The organism is Aceticella sp. 75b-Ac (assembly GCF_056032965.2).
The window spans coordinates 1,577,363-1,594,985 of record NZ_CM190971.1; the positions used below are offsets into that span (position 1 = coordinate 1,577,363).

At 33.3% G+C, this 17,623-nt stretch carries 18 protein-coding genes; 2 read left to right on the forward strand and 16 right to left on the reverse strand.

From position 1 onward, the window contains the following. Window positions 1–79: 79 nt before the first annotated feature. Window positions 80–1,645: a 4Fe-4S dicluster domain-containing protein gene (locus AC0LWJ_RS08120; protein ID WP_474238739.1), complete on the forward strand. Its 1,566-nt coding sequence runs from the start codon at window positions 80–82 to the stop codon at window positions 1,643–1,645. Beyond that, entirely contained in the window at window positions 1,646–2,479 is an 834-nt protein-coding gene (locus AC0LWJ_RS08125) for a ferredoxin-like domain-containing protein (RefSeq protein WP_474238741.1), read from the forward strand. Window positions 2,480–2,536: 57 nt separating this feature from the next. On the opposite strand, the gene AC0LWJ_RS08130 is transcribed toward AC0LWJ_RS08125, so the two are convergent. The 16 genes from AC0LWJ_RS08130 to AC0LWJ_RS08205 all read right to left on the reverse strand — a co-directional run bounded on the left by AC0LWJ_RS08130 (window position 2,537) and on the right by AC0LWJ_RS08205 (window position 17,608). Beyond that, window positions 2,537–2,719, reverse strand: a complete 183-nt coding sequence (locus AC0LWJ_RS08130) for a small, acid-soluble spore protein, alpha/beta type (RefSeq protein ID WP_284680188.1) — start codon at window positions 2,717–2,719, stop codon at window positions 2,537–2,539. Between the two features lie 92 nt (window positions 2,720–2,811). Beyond that, window positions 2,812–4,149, reverse strand: coding sequence for a germination protein YpeB (ypeB, locus tag AC0LWJ_RS08135; RefSeq protein ID WP_474238743.1), 1,338 nt, complete (start codon window positions 4,147–4,149; stop codon window positions 2,812–2,814). Window positions 4,150–4,153: 4 nt separating this feature from the next. Beyond that, window positions 4,154–4,870: a spore cortex-lytic enzyme gene (sleB, locus tag AC0LWJ_RS08140; RefSeq protein ID WP_474238744.1), complete on the reverse strand. Its 717-nt coding sequence runs from the start codon at window positions 4,868–4,870 to the stop codon at window positions 4,154–4,156. Between the two features lie 55 nt (window positions 4,871–4,925). Continuing rightward, on the reverse strand, window positions 4,926–6,377 hold the full coding sequence (locus AC0LWJ_RS08145; protein WP_474238746.1) for an aminotransferase class I/II-fold pyridoxal phosphate-dependent enzyme: 1,452 nt from the start codon (window positions 6,375–6,377) through the stop codon (window positions 4,926–4,928). Between the two features lie 9 nt (window positions 6,378–6,386). After that, window positions 6,387–7,019 (reverse strand): stage II sporulation protein R, encoded by a 633-nt coding sequence (spoIIR, locus tag AC0LWJ_RS08150; protein WP_474238748.1) that lies wholly within the window; start codon window positions 7,017–7,019, stop codon window positions 6,387–6,389. A gap of 105 nt (window positions 7,020–7,124) precedes the next feature. Then, on the reverse strand, window positions 7,125–8,273 hold the full coding sequence (locus AC0LWJ_RS08155) for a Ger(x)C family spore germination protein (protein WP_474238750.1): 1,149 nt from the start codon (window positions 8,271–8,273) through the stop codon (window positions 7,125–7,127). After that, window positions 8,260–9,369, reverse strand: a complete 1,110-nt coding sequence (locus AC0LWJ_RS08160; protein ID WP_474238752.1) for a GerAB/ArcD/ProY family transporter — start codon at window positions 9,367–9,369, stop codon at window positions 8,260–8,262. The genes AC0LWJ_RS08155 and AC0LWJ_RS08160 overlap by 14 nt, the downstream gene beginning before the upstream one ends. Continuing rightward, window positions 9,353–11,002 (reverse strand): spore germination protein, encoded by a 1,650-nt coding sequence (locus AC0LWJ_RS08165; protein WP_474238754.1) that lies wholly within the window; start codon window positions 11,000–11,002, stop codon window positions 9,353–9,355. The genes AC0LWJ_RS08160 and AC0LWJ_RS08165 overlap by 17 nt, the downstream gene beginning before the upstream one ends. 10 nt (window positions 11,003–11,012) lie before the next feature. Then, the gene (locus tag AC0LWJ_RS08170) at window positions 11,013–11,222 is read right to left on the reverse strand and encodes a CLC_0170 family protein (protein WP_284680180.1); all 210 of its coding nucleotides are present in this window, start codon (window positions 11,220–11,222) and stop codon (window positions 11,013–11,015) included. Window positions 11,223–11,291: 69 nt separating this feature from the next. Then, window positions 11,292–12,017 (reverse strand): NTP transferase domain-containing protein, encoded by a 726-nt coding sequence (locus AC0LWJ_RS08175; protein WP_474238756.1) that lies wholly within the window; start codon window positions 12,015–12,017, stop codon window positions 11,292–11,294. Window positions 12,018–12,051: 34 nt separating this feature from the next. Continuing rightward, window positions 12,052–12,915 carry a 4-(cytidine 5'-diphospho)-2-C-methyl-D-erythritol kinase gene (gene ispE / locus AC0LWJ_RS08180; protein WP_474238757.1) on the reverse strand — a complete coding sequence of 288 codons (864 nt, stop codon included), beginning with the start codon at window positions 12,913–12,915 and terminating at the stop codon, window positions 12,052–12,054. Between the two features lie 108 nt (window positions 12,916–13,023). Then, on the reverse strand, window positions 13,024–14,547 hold the full coding sequence (locus AC0LWJ_RS08185; RefSeq protein WP_474238759.1) for a DUF3794 and LysM peptidoglycan-binding domain-containing protein: 1,524 nt from the start codon (window positions 14,545–14,547) through the stop codon (window positions 13,024–13,026). A gap of 73 nt (window positions 14,548–14,620) precedes the next feature. Further along, on the reverse strand, window positions 14,621–14,887 hold the full coding sequence (locus AC0LWJ_RS08190; protein WP_474238761.1) for a Veg family protein: 267 nt from the start codon (window positions 14,885–14,887) through the stop codon (window positions 14,621–14,623). Window positions 14,888–15,119: 232 nt separating this feature from the next. Beyond that, entirely contained in the window at window positions 15,120–15,971 is an 852-nt protein-coding gene (yabG, locus tag AC0LWJ_RS08195; RefSeq protein WP_474238762.1) for a sporulation peptidase YabG, read from the reverse strand. An 81-nt stretch (window positions 15,972–16,052) separates the two neighbouring features. Further along, a complete protein-coding gene (spoVT, locus tag AC0LWJ_RS08200) occupies window positions 16,053–16,604 on the reverse strand; it encodes a stage V sporulation protein T (RefSeq protein ID WP_284680174.1) in 552 nt (183 codons plus the stop codon). 98 nt (window positions 16,605–16,702) lie between these two features. Continuing rightward, window positions 16,703–17,608, reverse strand: coding sequence for a peptidylprolyl isomerase (locus AC0LWJ_RS08205; protein ID WP_474238812.1), 906 nt, complete (start codon window positions 17,606–17,608; stop codon window positions 16,703–16,705). Between the last annotated feature and the right edge of the window lie 15 nt (window positions 17,609–17,623).

The following is a 17,623-nucleotide window of genomic DNA, read 5'->3' on the forward strand; positions in this document are numbered from 1 at the left end:
ATTTTTATCACATCATTTATAGCATTTTTATGATATTATATATTTAAAAAAGAAATTTAGAAAAAGGAAGTGACAGTTTATGAAGACTCATCTATGGTGTCGTTCTGATCTTTGTACCGCTTGCCATGATTGCGAAACAGCTTGTGTTTTTATCCGAAATACTGATTGGAAGTCTCCAAATGACGTAGTTGTAAATGACGCCGATAAAGATAAAGTGAATACTCTTCTATGTCAAAAAGCTACTGATGAACAGGCGAAGGCTTATGTAGCCATTAGAGAAATGATTAAAAATAAGAAAAAAACTCCTACAGTTCCACTTTTATATATAATTGAAAAAGAAAATAATAACTATGCATTAACCTGTCGGCACTGTGAAGATGCCAAATGTGTTAAAGTTTGCCCAACAAAAGCTATTAGAATAAGCAGTGAAGGAGTTATTTTAAGTCCAGATCAAAATAAATGTATTGGATGCGGTCTTTGCAGTATAGCTTGTCCTTTTGGTATTCCGAATTTTCAAGCTAATGGTAAAATGATTAAATGTGATCTTTGTATAGATAGATTGAGGGAAGGTAAAGAACCAGCCTGCGTTGCAGTTTGTAACGAAAAGGCTCTTGTGTTTAAAGATTTAAAAACAATATATGCACCTAAGCCGCAAGGTAATCAGGAAGTAGGTTATGGCATCAGGGAATTATGGCATAACATTAATAAAAACCCTGAATATATGTTAAGATTTCGAGGTATTGGCGGAGGTTATTTTACCAGCGAACAATTAGATGTTATTTGTAAATGGGCAGATAAAATAGTTAAAAATAAAAATTATAAAAATGGTTATGTGGATATTTCTTTAAGACAAGCTATTGAGTTACATCATTTAAAATTTTCTAATGAAGTAGAAAAAGAAGAGTTTTTCAATGATTTAAAAAAGGTTGGTTTATCTATGGGGAATTTTGGGCCTCTTTTTAGAAACATTGTCAGCTGTATAGGTTCTTGTTGTTATAAATCTCGGGGTGATGCTAAGAGATTAGGCCATAACCTTTACAAGAGGATAAATGATATAGGTTTTAACCTTCCTGTATTAAAAGGAAAGATAAAGGTGGGTATTTCTGGATGTTTAGAAGGATGTGGACATATGCGGATGTATGACATAACAGTTGGAATTCTAAGAGATGGCGACATAGAGGGAAAGATTATTGAGAAAGTTTTACCAGGGGATGAAAAAAAGCCAACAATCTATAGGGTATTTTTAGGTGGCAATATGGGGCGGTTTCCTCAACCTGGAATAAAAGTAGCAGATATGACTAATGAACATGAGATTATTGATTTTATTGTTAAAATAGCAGAATTTTTCAAAGATCATTGTGAACTGGGTAATATCCATCGTCTTAGTTATTGGATCAGGGTAAGATATGGAAAAACCGGAGATCCATTTATTTTCAGTATAGAGGGGATTGAGTCTTTTCTCAAAGACTTTACTGCTTGGGTTGAAAAAAAATATGGCAGATTAAGTTGGCTGTCTAATATATCTATTGAGGATCCTATTCCTGATTTCGTATTTAAATTTATAGATTACCATAAAAACAAATTAACACCTATAGATATTTACAAAAGGGAAGAGGTTTTTCCACATTTAAAGGGGGTAGAATAAATGGGTCTATTTTTAAAACATCCCGGAAGAGTAGAATGGACTACTGATCAAATAAGAAAAATAAGTGAAGTAGCTCGTAAATATGGAAGAGGTAAAATTTATACTACTACCAGAGAAGGTGTTTATATCCCGGGTGTTGAAATAAAAAAAGAAAAAGTTAAAGCAGAGGTTAACCAAATTTTAAGTAATGTCAATTTAAAACCAGCTCAAATTGTTGATAAATCATGCAAAAGTCATTCTTTATTTAATTTTAATGTTTGTATTGGTCAACCTAATTGTCCAAAGGGTCTGATTAATGTGAAAGAACTGGCGGAGATTCTTCGAGATACAGAAAAAAAACATCAAGAAACAAGGTCTCTGCCTGGAGATGTCAGAGTAGCTGTATCCGGTTGTCCTAATTGCTGCGCTCGACCAGAAGTTAATGATATTGGTATCCATGGTTGCGAAGGGGTATATACTAATTCATATTACTGTATTGGGTGTCTAAACTGTGTAGAAACTTGTTATAATGTGGCTCTATATAGAGATGGTAATGGTATTATTCATCGTGACTATAATCGTTGTACTGATTGTGGATATTGCCGAAAAGTTTGTCCTTCCGGAGCTACTCAAACGAGTCAGAAATTCTTTAGGATTAGTTTTGGCGGTAGACTTGGACGTATGCCTAAACCACCTGAGTTCACTTTAGATATCTATTCTTTGGACAGGCTTATTACTGTTTTTAAAAAAGCCATAGAAATTTATTCTCAAGATGCTGGAGAGGGAGAAAGATTTTCAATTTGGCTTGAAAGATATGGAACAAAAAAATTACAAGATATTTTAATGCTTATTTAAAATAAGCCGGAAAAGAAGATTCTTTTCCGGCTATTTGGGCATATCTTAAGAGGAGACCTATGATTTTTTGTTCTGTACCATGCTTTTCTCTGCTTTCTCTATGGCAAGCCTTACGAGATTACCGCAGTTACGAGATGATACACTACCCCAACCTTCAGTCTTTACTGTATCGTAAACGCCCAACTCTTTCGCTAATTCAGCCTTAAGCTCCTCAGACATGAGATTATGACGTCTACTCATATCAATTCCTCCTTTTGGGCCCATTATTATTTTGCCTAAGAAAATAAATTTTTATTCCTTTTATTATAAAGCAATTCTGAGAAAAGGTGCTATTACATTGTAAGATTGCCCTGGTCGGTTTTAATCACTTTCAATATTTTCTCTTCCCTTCCATTTAATGCGTTTATATATACATAGAACATATCCCCGCCATATGTTCCTTTAAATTCATATGCCAATACTTCCTTGCCTGATTCCAGCGGAATAAGGCAGAGTCTTGAGGTTTCCACTTTTAAATTCTTGCTTACCTTCTCATGTGCTTCATTTTCTTTTAGTTTTGGTTTTTCAAGTTTCCTCTCTGTATGTGACATGTAATAAGGTGTTGCATCAAACCCTACTATATCTCCATTGTCAAGAGCAACTTTAACCTTTACTATGTCCGGATATATACGAATACCTTCTACAACAGGTGTAAAATTAAACTGTTCCGTACCATTTGCTTTAATAGAATATGTGTTTTCCATATTTTTGAAACCATGGTTTTTTAGAAATTTTTGTGCATAATTTATTGCTTGTGCCTTAGAAATATTAACCTTTGATATGGCACGCTGGCCCATCATCCATAATACATGTCCGCCTTTTTTACTGACATTTAAATATATCGATGGCATTTTATTGCTTGTCTTAAGTTCCACTCCATATGCATTTATTTTTCCATTATTGGTACTATACTTATTTGCCTTCTCTATAGGTTTATCTAAAAATTTCCTTGCAATTGATACCGCATGATCGTATGAAACATCAAAGCCGGTTATTCCTTTAGGAGTTAATTTTGCTTGACTTTCAGAAAATGGTCCATCATAAATTAACGTAGGGTAATTTGACATCTGCTGATTTACGGTATTCATTTTAACATCAAGTATTTTATTATTAATTTCCGCCATTTTCTTGCTTCCTTTTTTACTCAGATTGCCAAGCTCGTATCCTCCTTGTATTTTCTTTCTTAAATCCTGTAAATTTTTCCCGAGATATACCGCATAATTATGTAATTCTGCAAGCGTATTAAGGTCATCCTTAGATAATTTTTCACCATCTGCAACCTTCTTTGTCAAACTGTAAGTGTAATCGCCAATCTGTACAAGAAATTTTGATGTATTGTCTATCTCCGGCTGCCCTATGGGAAGCTGGTTTAAATGCTCCTGCCCGGAAAAAGACTGTCTCCATATATCACTTAAAATAGGCACTGCAGTATTATTTTGTGATGAAACCATCAATTTCCCTGTTGATGTTTCAATATTTTCAACATTGTCTACAAGTTGGTAAAAGGACCTGTCATATTGCGCCTGTAAATACCTGTGATATGAAACCTTCTGCATATACTGATTATAACCCCATGCCGCAACTACTATAAGCAGCAATAGCATAAAAACGGTCGAAATATTCTTCTTCATAATATCACCTCGCAAAAATATGTGCACCGATTTGAGTAATGATAGGTTTATTAAAAATCCAGTAATTTGTTACCTTTGCTGCATTATAATAATATAACGCTCCACCGGTTGGATCCCAACCCGATATGGCATCTTGTGCCGCCTTTATGCTTTCTTCTGATGGGGGTAACCACATTTGACCGTCATCAACAGCTGAGAAAGCCCCCGGCTGAAATATAACCCCTGCAATAGTTTTTGGAAATTTCGGCGACCTTACTCTGTTCATAACAACAGCTCCTACAGCAACTTCCCCGACAAATGGCTCACCCCTTGCCTCACCATTTATTAGCATTGCTAAAAGATATACATCATCATTCGTTGTTGTTGACGTAGCTGCCTGATATGATGAAGAAATATTTGTATTCGATGTGGTGTTAAAGCCAAGTGCCGCTTTTGTCTCATCATCAACAATGCCATTGACATTTAAGCCGTTATTTCCCTGAAACCTTCTTACCGCAAGCCATGTTTTAACACCATAAAAGCCGTCTACCGGACCGTTTAAATATCCCCAGTCTTTAAGACGTATCTGAACAGCATATACATCATCCCCAGAATTACCCCAGTATAAGTTTGACATTGTAGTTTTTGAAAGAAAATAAGCTGTATACTCGATTGTACCTGTTATAAATAGCATCAGTATAACTATGATTATCTTCCATCTTGGAATTGAACAATTTCCCATTGTACGCCTCCTTTAACCTTAGTTTATATACATATTTTTTGTAAAAGCACAATCTTTATACATTATGTCCTAAAACTTTTATATGCTCCATATTAGGATCTTCCATACCTTGAAGCTGGCAGTGCTGTTTTTTTAAAAGTTTTACTTTTTCTATTATATCCTTTGTAATTCTTTCACCGGGACACAGCATAGGTATCCCCGGTGGATATACCATTATCATTTCTGCGGATATCTCCCCTGCTGATTCTTCTAAAAGCACGGATTTGTTTTTCCCATAATAAGCATCTCTGGGTGCCACTATAACCTCGGGGCGTAAAATCCTACCTGTTATTAATTCTTCACCTCTCCTTCTATTTAAAGTCAATTTTTTCAAAGAATTAACTAAAAATTTAGCATACTCACTATCATCCCCAAGGCTTATAATTGCCATAATATTACTTAAATCCGCCATTTCTAATTGAACATGAAATTCCGTTCTCAAAAGCCTCATTACCTCATAACCCGTCATGCCTGTTTTACTTACATTTACCACTAATTTCGTCGGGTCTAAAGAAGATGGCTTATTTATATCATCTTTATTAAGTGCTGCAAGCCCATTATGCCCATTTATTTCCTCCTTTGCATATCCTGTAATTTCAATTATCTTATTTAGCATTTCTTTCCCTCTTGTTGCGAGCTGCTTTCTGGCTAAATCAAGCGATGCCATTAATAAATATGATGCAGATGTTGACTGCGTTAAACTTAATATTGATTTAATTATCAAGGGGTCTACCCTTTTCCCTTTAGATATTAACAAAGAACTCTGCGTCAAAGAACCCCCTGTTTTATGTATGCTAAGAGCTGCTATATCAGCGCCAAGCTGTATACCTCCAGGAGGAAGGTCGGGATGAAAATAAAAATGGCTGCCGTGTGCTTCATCGCAAAGTACAGCCATATTATTCAAATGCGCCAATTCGATTATTCTTTTTAGCTCCGATGTTATACCATAATATGTAGGATTAAGTACCAAGACTGCCTTCGCATCAGGATTTAGTTTAATCGCCTCTCCTACCTGTTCTGCGGTTATACCCATAGCTATATCAAATTCTTCATTTATATCCGGATATACATATACAGGTATTACACCTGCCAATATTAAGGCGGAAAATGCTGATTTATGCGCATTCCGCGGCATTATGATTTTATCACCGGGTTCAGTGGCTGCCATTATCATTGCCTGTATACCGGAGGTTGTTCCATTTATCAGAAAATAAGCATAATCAGCCCCAAAAGCCTTTGCTGCAAGTTCATGGGCATCCTTAATAACACCTATCGGATTTGCCAAGTTGTCAAGGTCCTCCATGCTGTTAACATCTATCTCCATTACAGCCTTCCCTACATAATCCGTAAATTCTTCTATCCCCTTGCCGTGTTTATGACCGGGAACATGAAATGCCCATACATTCTCATCTACATAATTTTTCAGTGCGTCAAATAAGGGTGTGTCATTTTGTGTATATTTTCTCATATCGATTCCTCACTTTAATGCCATTCTGATATCATCATAATATTTTTGAAATATTTCAGCGATTTTAAATTTCATTTTCGGTTTATTCGTTTCTATCATTTCAATCTCATCATTTGACAGGTATTTTTTAAGTTCCTCCTTTGTTTCATTACTTGACAGCCCATGTGTTATATCAACAAAGCAGAGGGGGGGAAACATCACACACCACCAGTTTTTACCTGCGCCATTGCCTATTATGATGCGCAGTGCCTTATAATTCCCTGCAGGAAGTGTTATTGTACCATAATATTTAGTAGGAAAGTCAAATTTCCCGTACATGGCTTTAACCTTGTAAGCTTTCCCATTCTTGTATACAACATCCTGTGCTATGTTCTGTATTTCAGAAAGATTTTCCTTAATAAGTTTTTCTGAGTTGTTCACATTTTCAATTCCCATAAACTTGGAGTTCATTTTCATGATTACTGCATCTCTTACCTTTAGTTTTAACCTTTGGTCTTGTTCTGAATCGCTGTTTGCTATAACATGTAATCTTATCAATTTATTTGAAATATCCTGTTTAATTGCATATGTATCCTGTGGTTTATTTAAAATAACTATTGAAGCAAATATAACAATAAGCATCACTGAAATTAATTTTTTCATAAGACTATTCCCCCAAATATAATTTTAAGTGTATATAGACATTCCTTCTACATACCTTCACATATACAATTATTAACCTGTAGTACAAAAAATATACAGGTAAATTTATTTATACAAACCTATCCTTCTTATATGTGTAGAAACCATCGTTTTTACTTCAATATTCGGAAATATATCACTCCATTGCGGCTTGACTTTATTCCACAGGCTCGGGTCATGTTTTTCAATATAATCTCCCACTCCTATCATATCCACCTTTAAGTCCTTCTGGAACCTATTTAGCGCTTCATTTATCATCTGTTGAATTTGAAGATTTGCTTTGCTTTCCATTCTATTTAAAACTTTTGTATCAAACATCATTGCACGATTTTCAAAACTGCATTCGGTAACATCTCCCTCCACATCGTACTTTATTTTGTAAATTATTTTCCCATTTTGTTCCTCAACATCTCTTCTCATTATCACATTTGTAATGTTGAAAGGAACTTTTACGCTTTTATTGTTTAATGGCATATTAAATGTTACATCTCCGCCCTTTACAAGACCTGTCAACCACATATATCCCATATTTTCACCATCGGTAAGCCAACCGACCAATTTATAATCCTTAATTATGGCAGACCCTGATATTCTTATTTCATCTTTGCTCGCAATTATTTTTGGTATAATAGCATTCCCATTAGTTTCATGAAGTGATTTCATAACCTTATTGTAATCTATATTTGGGAATTTAGAGGTTTTATTATATTGATTGAAAATATCTTCAATATATGCCCCCAGATTAGGATCAAATTTATAATTCTTTAATACAATATCCTGTGCTCTTCCGGGCGTAACAAGTATATGGAGCTTACGGCTTAATTCATAACTTCTGTCAAGTGTATCAACTACCTCTAAAAAATTATTCTTATCCGTAACTATATCTTCTCCGAGAATTATCGCCTTTGCATGACCCAAAAATAAATTTTTATTTAATCTTGTGCTTATGTGACGTGATGCAGAAAATACGGTATCCGCCACCTCCGATATGGAAAAGCTCGGCTTTCCGGTACCTCCGCCCCCACCGCTTGTTCCTGTAGAAATCATCCTTATATTAGGAAATTGAAATGTTACAACATAGTTTTTCAACTCCTTTGATGAATCTATTCCTATAGTCATGACAAATGCCCGATCCTCGATCTCCACTTTATCCCAACAACCTGTTAGAAATAATATACAAATAATAAATATAGATATGATTTTAATTATTTTCATTGTTTTTTCCCTCCTTATTTTTGATTTTCATAAGGATATATAACAATATTGGTAATATTATTATAAAAAACAGTGCAAGATAGTCTGAGGCATATTTAACAAATTTATATGCTTCGACTATCGAATCCGGTATTAAAGCCATCAAATATATTATCGGGATAGTAGGAAGTATAAGATATGTATGTTCTCTGGCTTTTATTAATTTTGAAATACTTAATACCGCAGCATATTGAAATGCCGAAATAGTAGTAAATACAGCAAATGTCCATATGGCAATAACTAAGCTTTCCAAGCTTTCAATAAAAAATCCAGGAAAATTTATTGATTTAATAACGGTTAAAAGAGGCCACAACTGCAGTTTCGTTTCTTTATAACCAAAAATACCTATTACATAAAAGGTTATATACATATAAAAAAGGATTATAGCAGCAAATGATACATTTATGCATTTCTTTAATTTCTCACCTTTGTTTATATATGGAAATATAACATATAAAATCTCAAAGCCAACAAAACTGTATGTTGTATTTAAAATTCCTTTTAATAATTCTAACGGAGGTGTCCTTAATATCGGCAAAAAATTGCTCAAATCTACATCCGCAATTGTTGGAAGAAAAATTAATAAAAGCGGGATTACCATAATCGGGAAAAGAATTTCAGACATCCTTGAAATCGGTTCTATTCCATATCTTACAACATAGCTTGAGGTAAACATAAGTGTAAGTATAATTATCTCCACAGGGGTATTATTTAAAAGATAAGCTTTTGAAACATCAGCAAATATCCTCAAATCAAGGCTTATAAAAATCAAAAAATATCCTATTAATATAATACTTATAATGACAGATAAAGGCTTTGTAACTAATTTTGCCGAATACTCTACAAAGGTTTCGGTTGGAAACTTTGAAGCAATATGTCCTATTAATCTTGCAAAAAATAATGCTATTATACCTCCAAGTAATAATGCTATCAGACTATCCGGTCCGGCTGATTGTGCCACATCAGATGAAAGGCTCAAAATACCTGCACCTAATATTGTGGTAAATAGCAAAATCGTAGTTTGATTTTCTGATATCTTATCATTGTTTTTTATCATTGCTTTCCCTCCTGTCCTCTTCAATGCTTTCTATCTTTTCCTCCCGTAAATCTTTAAGACGTTTTTTATCTTTTGTATTAAGGGAACCGGGTCTATTTTTTAACACCATAAATGGAGCCCTTATTAATGTATCTGCAAAATCATTCATGTTGATTTCTACAAAAGGTGAAAGATAGGGCTGTCCAAAGCTTTTAAGAACCACAAGATGTGTTAAAACTATTATAAGTCCCAGCATTATACCATATAATCCAAAAACAGCTGCAAGTATCATAAAAATAAATCTAAGCATCCTAAAGGCAATAGCAGCACTGTAGCTCGGTATAGAAAAAGACGCTACTGCTGTTACTGCAACTACAATAACCATGAGAGGACTGACAATTCCTGCCATTACAGCCGCCTGACCTATGATTAAACCTCCGACGATCCCGATAGTCTGCCCTATGGGAACAGGAAGTCTTATACCTGCTTCTCTCAGTAATTCAAAGGTAGCCTCCATAATCAATGCCTCTAAAAAAGCTGGAAAAGGAACTCCTTGCCTTGTAGCAGCAATGTAAAGTGCTAATTTAGTTGGAATCATTCCGGGATGATATTCAATAAAAGCTATATATAATGACGGTGCAAGTAATGCAACTAATGCGGCTGTAAATCTTAATATTCTTAATAGGGATGCTATCATCCATCTTTCAAAATAATCCTCCGGTGATTGAAAAAGTGTTGCAAAGGCTGTTGGAATAATTAATGCAAACGGGGAATTATCCACAAGTATTGCAATCCTGCCTTCCAATACTGATGCCGCCACTTTATCGGGTCTTTCTGTATTCAATATTTGCGGAAATGGTGAATGCCAATCCTCTTCAATAAGCTGTTCTATATATCCACTTTCTATTACTCCATCTATAACAATTTCTTTCAATCTTTTAATTACCTCATTAAGTAAATCTTTGTTAACAATATCATCTATATAAAGTACAGCTACATCTGTTTTTGACCTTTTACCTATCTGCATCTGCTTAATCTTAAATTCCGGGTCTCTTATCCATCTCCTTACAAGAGCAGTATTTACTCTTATGGTTTCAGTAAAACCTTCACGGGCACCTCTAACAACCATTTCTGTTTCTGGTGGCATAACAGACCTCATTTGCCAGCCTTTGCTTGAAATTATCACAATCTTGGGGTATCCGTCAAAGAAAAGTGCCGTATCCCCGGAAAGTATTGATGTTATACATTTGTCAAGGTCATCTATCTCTTTTATATCCCCGCCTGTTATGGTCGCTTTTTTTATCACTTCATAAAGATTGCCTTTTAATTCTTCAACAGAGGGTTTTGCTTGTCTTGCGTCAAGCATAAGGGAATGCATAACATGGTCATTTATTAATTGTTTATCAACAAGCCCATCCACGTAAATAAGGCTCATTTTATACTGCTGTTTTTCTCCAACCCAAATATCCCGGTATATTACATCATCACAATCTTTTAATTTTTCTTTTATATATTTTAGATTTTCGTCTATTTTGCTTTTTACAGGAACTTTATCCTCATTTGAATTACTACCTTCATCTGTAGTATTTTTTGTATTTTTTGTATTTTTTTTATTCTTATCATTTTTCCAAAATAAGTTGCTGAAAATACTCATGTTATTCCTCCTACAAAGGATTAAATCTTGAAAATATATATGCCGAAATATCAATAACAAGATATACTATACCTATTATCCTGCATATTTTTGAATCCCTATCAAGCCCCTTCTTCATTAAGAATTTGGGTTCTATCATGGATTCATAAATTCCTACTGTAAGCAATGTTACAAATAAATAAGAAGTAAAATACTGCTTTAAAAACATGATTATCTGCATAATGATCACCTTTATAATTATTTGCAAAAAAAAAATATATATGCAAAAAAATAAGGCTTTAAGCCTCGTTTATGCACATATATATTTATTCGCCATTTCTATATCCTCATCTTTATCAACATCATTACCAATCTCAGGATATGATGATATTATCGCTTTTCCTTTTATATTAAAAAGCTCTGAAACCTTGTCTTCCAACTCTCTTATCGTTACTTTCCTGAATATAAAGAGAAAAAGTATTTTAATTCCCAAAAGTTTGCCAAGTTTCCAAGGTTTCTTCCTATATGCTATAAACTGATTTGCGGCGTTTATGCATTTATCAATAACAGCAGGATTTACATAAAATATATTACCACCTGTAAATGTGCCATCTTTTATTTTTGCATATGTCCTCTTTGCTCCGGGAAATTTTCTATCGTTGTCTTCTTTTTTCACTATTGGATAACAGAGGTCTGCTCCTGAGGCTTCAGACTGTTCTATAAAATCTATTACTGCTTCTTTTGTAAGCATTGGAATATCACATGTAAGTATCAATATTCTTTTGTCTTCTTTAAAAGGTTTAATTCCGATAAGAATATTATCTATTATAGAATCCCCCTGTTCTATTAATAAATCAACACCATCTATACCGGATAATTTAACTTTATCCCCTATAACAGCTATTTTATCTATTTTGCCGGAATTTCTAAGGGCTTCTATGACATATGAAATCATATATTTACCTTTTAACTTAATTAATGCTTTATCAGGAAGCCTTTCTTCACCGGTACTCCCTGCAAGAATTAAAGCATTCATTTTATCACACCCCTCGCATAAAATATACCAAGTTTTATATAAATTCTATCCCTTTATCTATGGTATTTGCAATATATGCAAAAAAACCTCTCTTATTAAATTCTTTTTCAGCATTCTGTAAAAGTTTATCTTCATCAAAAATTCCAAATACGGTAGAACCACTTCCACTCATTAAAGTTCCAATTGCGCCAAGCTCTGCCATGTCGGTTTTTATCTTTTCTATTACAGGATACATATTGATTGTTACACGTTCAAGGTCATTGCCAAGTTTTTCTGCTATATTATAAATATTGCCACTATTTATTGCTTTTATCATCTTTTTTGTATAATTATTATTAATTATATTAAGGTCATCGTACCTTTTATACACTTCTGCCGTAGATATATTAATAGCAGGATTAACAATTAAAACACTCATTTTCGGTGCCTTTAAATCCTTTAATCTTTCTCCTATACCTTCTGATAATTTGGTACCACCCTCTATAAAAAATGGTACATCTGCCCCAAGTAATAAAGCTATTTCTTTAAGGTCTTTTTTGTTTAAATTAAGTTTCCAGAGTTTATTTAAAGCATGTAATGTTGCAGCAGCATTTGAACTCCCTCCGGCAAGTCCAGCCGCAATTGGTATTTTCTTATTTAAGAAAATTTCAGCTCCACTGCCCCCATACTTGTCTTTTAAAATCAGTGCAGCTTTCATAATTAAATTGTTCTCATCAAGAGGTATATCCTTATTATTGCAATTTATGCTCAAATTATCGCTTTTCTCAAATACCAACATATCATAAAGATTGACCGACTGCATTACCATACTGACTAAATGATATCCGTCCGCTCTCCTGCCAAGAACATCCAGTGATAGGTTTATCTTTGCATATGATTTTACAATTAATTTTTCCATTCTAACCCCTTATATTAAAACCAATAAATTTAATAACCATATTATACATTATTAATAAAAATCTTTCCACAATAAAATAATACGCAGCAGATTATGCTGCGTATTATTTTATTGTGCTTTAATCGGAATTATAAGCTTTGTTCCTGCTATCAGCTTCTCATCAGTTATTTCATTAATATTTAGTATCTCATCCTTAGAAGTCCTGTATTTTTTTGCTATATCCCATAGATTATCATTCTTTTGAACCATATATATCGTAATACTATGTTTGTTTTTTTCATATCGTGCCTCTTCAACCTCTTTTATATCTGTTAGTACATCAAAACTTTCTTCATAAAAAATATCAACATATACATCCATTATAAATTTCAGTTCTACTTCTTTCATTGCAATTATTTCATAAGACACATGGGAAATTTTTAAATCTAAAAAAGGCACACCTACATCATTTTGTACATCTACAAATGTTTTAAACGGAAATTCACCTTTGCTTGAATTGATATATCCCTCATCATTTAAATACATTGCATTATAATCTATAACACCCTCTATTAGAACTTTTTTATCACTCATAGTATAGTTTGATATCACCGGATATGCAATTCTATCAATTATTTTCCTGGCATTATTTTTCAACTCTATTGCTTCTTTTAATATAACCTGTGATGTAGTGCCAACACTTCTATTAATCGTTGTAATAATTTCTCTTTCAGGTTCAATATTTCTCGTTATGCTGTAAACATCAACAGGTATTTCTCTTTCCTCTATCTCTGTTACAACGGCATTTGTCTTTACTACAAGTTCTATATTTAGAATCCTATTTTCACCGTTGTCATCCTCTAAAACTTCCACATTTTTCTCTATTATTGCTTCATATGTTTTAGCATTCATATAACTTAATGCCCCTGGAATTTCTATAAAACTATCATAATTTAAATCGCATTCAAGCTTTTCAAATTCCCCTTTATTCTTTGTAGTATAAAGAACAACCGCATGTATATTCCCCTGTATCATTACCCTATTATCAGTTATTCTATATTCATCAGATTTAATAATTGTATCAATTTTTATTATTCTATCTATTTCAGGTGCACCATCAGGTATTTTTATCTGTTCTTTTAAAAATGTTTCCACATCGTTCTGACCTATTGTATTAAGATATTTAATTGTTTTTTTCAAATACTCCATATCTTCAATATCCTCTATATTAACCACGATGTCTTTCATTTCTTTTGAAAATACGCTGCTTGAAATGCTTAAAATAGCTTTTATGTTTATTTTCCTGCTGTTGATGACCGAATAGTCCACATGCTCAACCCTTGCAACTACAAGTGCACGGCATTTGCTATCACAGCCTTCCACTTCAAAAAAATGACTAAAATCTATAGATTTATCGATTTTTATTAAAGTACCTTCTTTATCTGGTGTATATAATATATTAAGCCTTAATTCACCGTCAATATGAATTTTTTCCTCATCAGCCTCAATATCGTTTATTATTGTCAATGCATTTACTGCTATTACATTTAATACATCGGGTTCATCCTCCGGCACAATAATATCATTTTCTACAAGAGCCTGACTATCTTCCTTCCCTATCAATTTATCATAGCTAATGGTATCTGTTTGCATATTTTTACCTCCTTATATCATAATAACATGAACAAATCATAACTGTACTATTATAATGATATAAAAAATAAGCTTAAAATATGCATTGTATTTTATTATCATCACCCATTAATGTGAGTTCTACCGTATCTGTCAGAATGTCTGAATAACTGTATGAGACCCTGCGGGATGTTCCCTGTCCATCAATAACTATAATAAATATACTGGGATATGTCTTTTCTAAAAATCCCTCGCGAATTATTGTCTTTTTCCTTCCGCCATTGGTCTTCAACCTAACCCTTGCGCCAAGATGATCATCAAGCCTTTTTTTTATCTCATGTAAGACTAATCTATCGGCCAACTTAACCACTCCTTCAACCATTCTGAAAATATTATAACACAATTTACATGCTATGTCAAATAAAAACCTTAATTATAACAAGGTAAATATTATTTGTCAATATTGTATTTTGCACCATTTATACTGATTTTTAAGTAAATACCTAATTTATATCGATAAAATCAACATAAATCACTTAAAACTATATTTATAGTCAAAAAAGAATTGGCAAGTCTAAATGAAACTCGCCAATTCAATATTGTCCCTTAGGAACACCATATCGAAATTTACCCATTGTTTGAAGCCCTCCTATACCAGATGAGCCCGTTATTGTATGGTCTATCAAATCTTCTATTTTTACTATTTCATTTATATGAGCATATGCCACTTTCCCACATACAAGCACAGGGTCAAGACAATGTATCAATACTCTGTTAGGAGAACTTGCATAATTTGCGCCGGCAGCTATTAATGCTTCATAGTGAGATTGACAAGCGCCTGCAAATATTACTAAGTCATCAAGGGATGGTTCATAATTTCTCGCAATATTTACAGCTTCTACAAAATATCTTGAATTCCTGTAATTGTTTAAATCTGAATAATCTCTGTTATTTTTTATACTGTCGTGACCTGTTAAAACTAAAATATCAGGTTTATATTTCTCAAGAAGATATTTTATTTTTGCCGGTTGTTCCTCTTCGGGCAGGGCAAAGCCTTTAACATTTATATTCGCTTTTTTATATGCATCAACACAGATATTTAAATATCCTTCATCACCATCAATATGAAGTACGCTCCCCGGTTTTCCATATGGTTCCTGTCGATTTGATCGCATCATTCCACCTCTGCGGGTAAATTTCTTTGAGGATGTTATTTTTTTTATAAGGTACTCTGCCTTCCTTTGATACGGCTCATCATATTCATTCACACGAGAAAGCGTCGCATGTACAAGGTCCTCCTCAGGAGCATCAGCAATTATTCTCATGGTAAGTCCATATAAAAGATAATGCTTTTCTCCTTTGTTTTCTATGATATCAATAACCTTGAACAATATATCAAAGTCATGTGATTTCCTAACTACAATATCATTTATTTTAAAAGGCATAATATCCCCCCATACATCAGTGATATAATATTATCTTATATACTATTCTATGCATGGTGAGATATATATGTTATTGATATTTTATTCTTCCATCTGTTTACCTAAAAATGTTGCAGCCGTTTCGGCTATTTTAGCCTCAATTTCCGTCAAAGTCATACCATTTTCCTTTGTAAATATTATCACTGAGCCTATTGTATCACCCCTTGAAATAATAGGGGCTATCACTTGAGAAACAGGCATAAACTCCTGTCCTTCGGCTATAGCAATCACTCCTTTTTCCTTTCCTTCACCTAATATAATTGTTCTCTTTTCCTCTATATATTTCTCAAGCTCAGAACTTATTGGTTTTTCCATTAAGTCCTTCTTAGGTATACCAGCAACAGCTATAACATTATCTCCGTCTGTGATGCATACAGATTGTTTTGTCGATTGATATATGCTATCTGCATATTCCTGTGCAAAATCTCCCAGTTCACTTATTGGAGAGTACTTCTTTAAAATTATTTCACCTTCTCTGTCAGTAAATATCTCTAATGGATCTCCCTCTCTTATTCTTAAGGTTCTCCTGATTTCCTTAGGTATTACTACTCTACCAAGGTCATCTATTCTTCTTACAATTCCTGTCGCTTTCAAAATGTGTACCTCCATTTCCTGAATTTTTAAATTCAAGATTAGTATTTATATTTTCCCATAATTCTATACATTAAAAAAGACACCATCTGGTATCTTTTTTAATCAACGGTAACCTTTATATTTTGTGGGAATTTCTCAATCTTTGCATCTTTTTTTAACTCATTATATTTCGTGTCAAATATTTCTTTCTTTTTACTATCTTCAAGATTTTGTTTTATATAATCTTTTACCTCATCAAGAGATTTAACAGTAATACCCTCGGATTTTATTATATGATAACCGTATTGAGTTTTTACAGGTTTTGAAATCTCGCCGGCTTTAAGATTGAATACCGCATTGTCAAACTCCTGTACCATCGTCCCTCTCGGAAATTCTCCAAGTTCACCGCCTTTATCTTTTGTACTGGTGTCTATTGAATATTGCTTTGCCATTTGTGCAAAATCTGCACCTTGCATTAATTTGTTATATATTTCATTTGCTGTTTTTTCATCTGCAACAAGAATATGGCTTGCTTTTACAACCTCAAACTGGCTCTTATTGCTCTCATAATATTTTTTAATATCTTCATCAGAAATTTTTACGTCCTTTGTCCAACTGTCTATAAGCTTGTTTATCAATAAATTATTTTTTGCCTCTTCTTTTGTTATATCTTTATTCGCCAATTTTTCTTTATTATATTCATCATCTATTTCTTTGCTTGATGCGGTTATATTTTGTTTTTGCGCCTCTTTAAGAAGTATCTTCTCCATTATCAGGTTGTCCATGACATTTTCCTTAACAGCATCAATCAGCTTTTTACCATTATAATCCTTATTCCATACATCTTTATTGTACTGCGGATTGCTTTTAATCTGATTTTTTACCGTATTAAAGGTATCAGTAAATTCTTTTGATGTTATATCCTGATTATTAACCTTTGCTACAATATTTTTACTTGATGAACATGATGTCAAAAAAACTGCTATGACTAAAAAAATTATTATAGTTGATGCCTTTTTTAGTATCAAATTACTCATCCT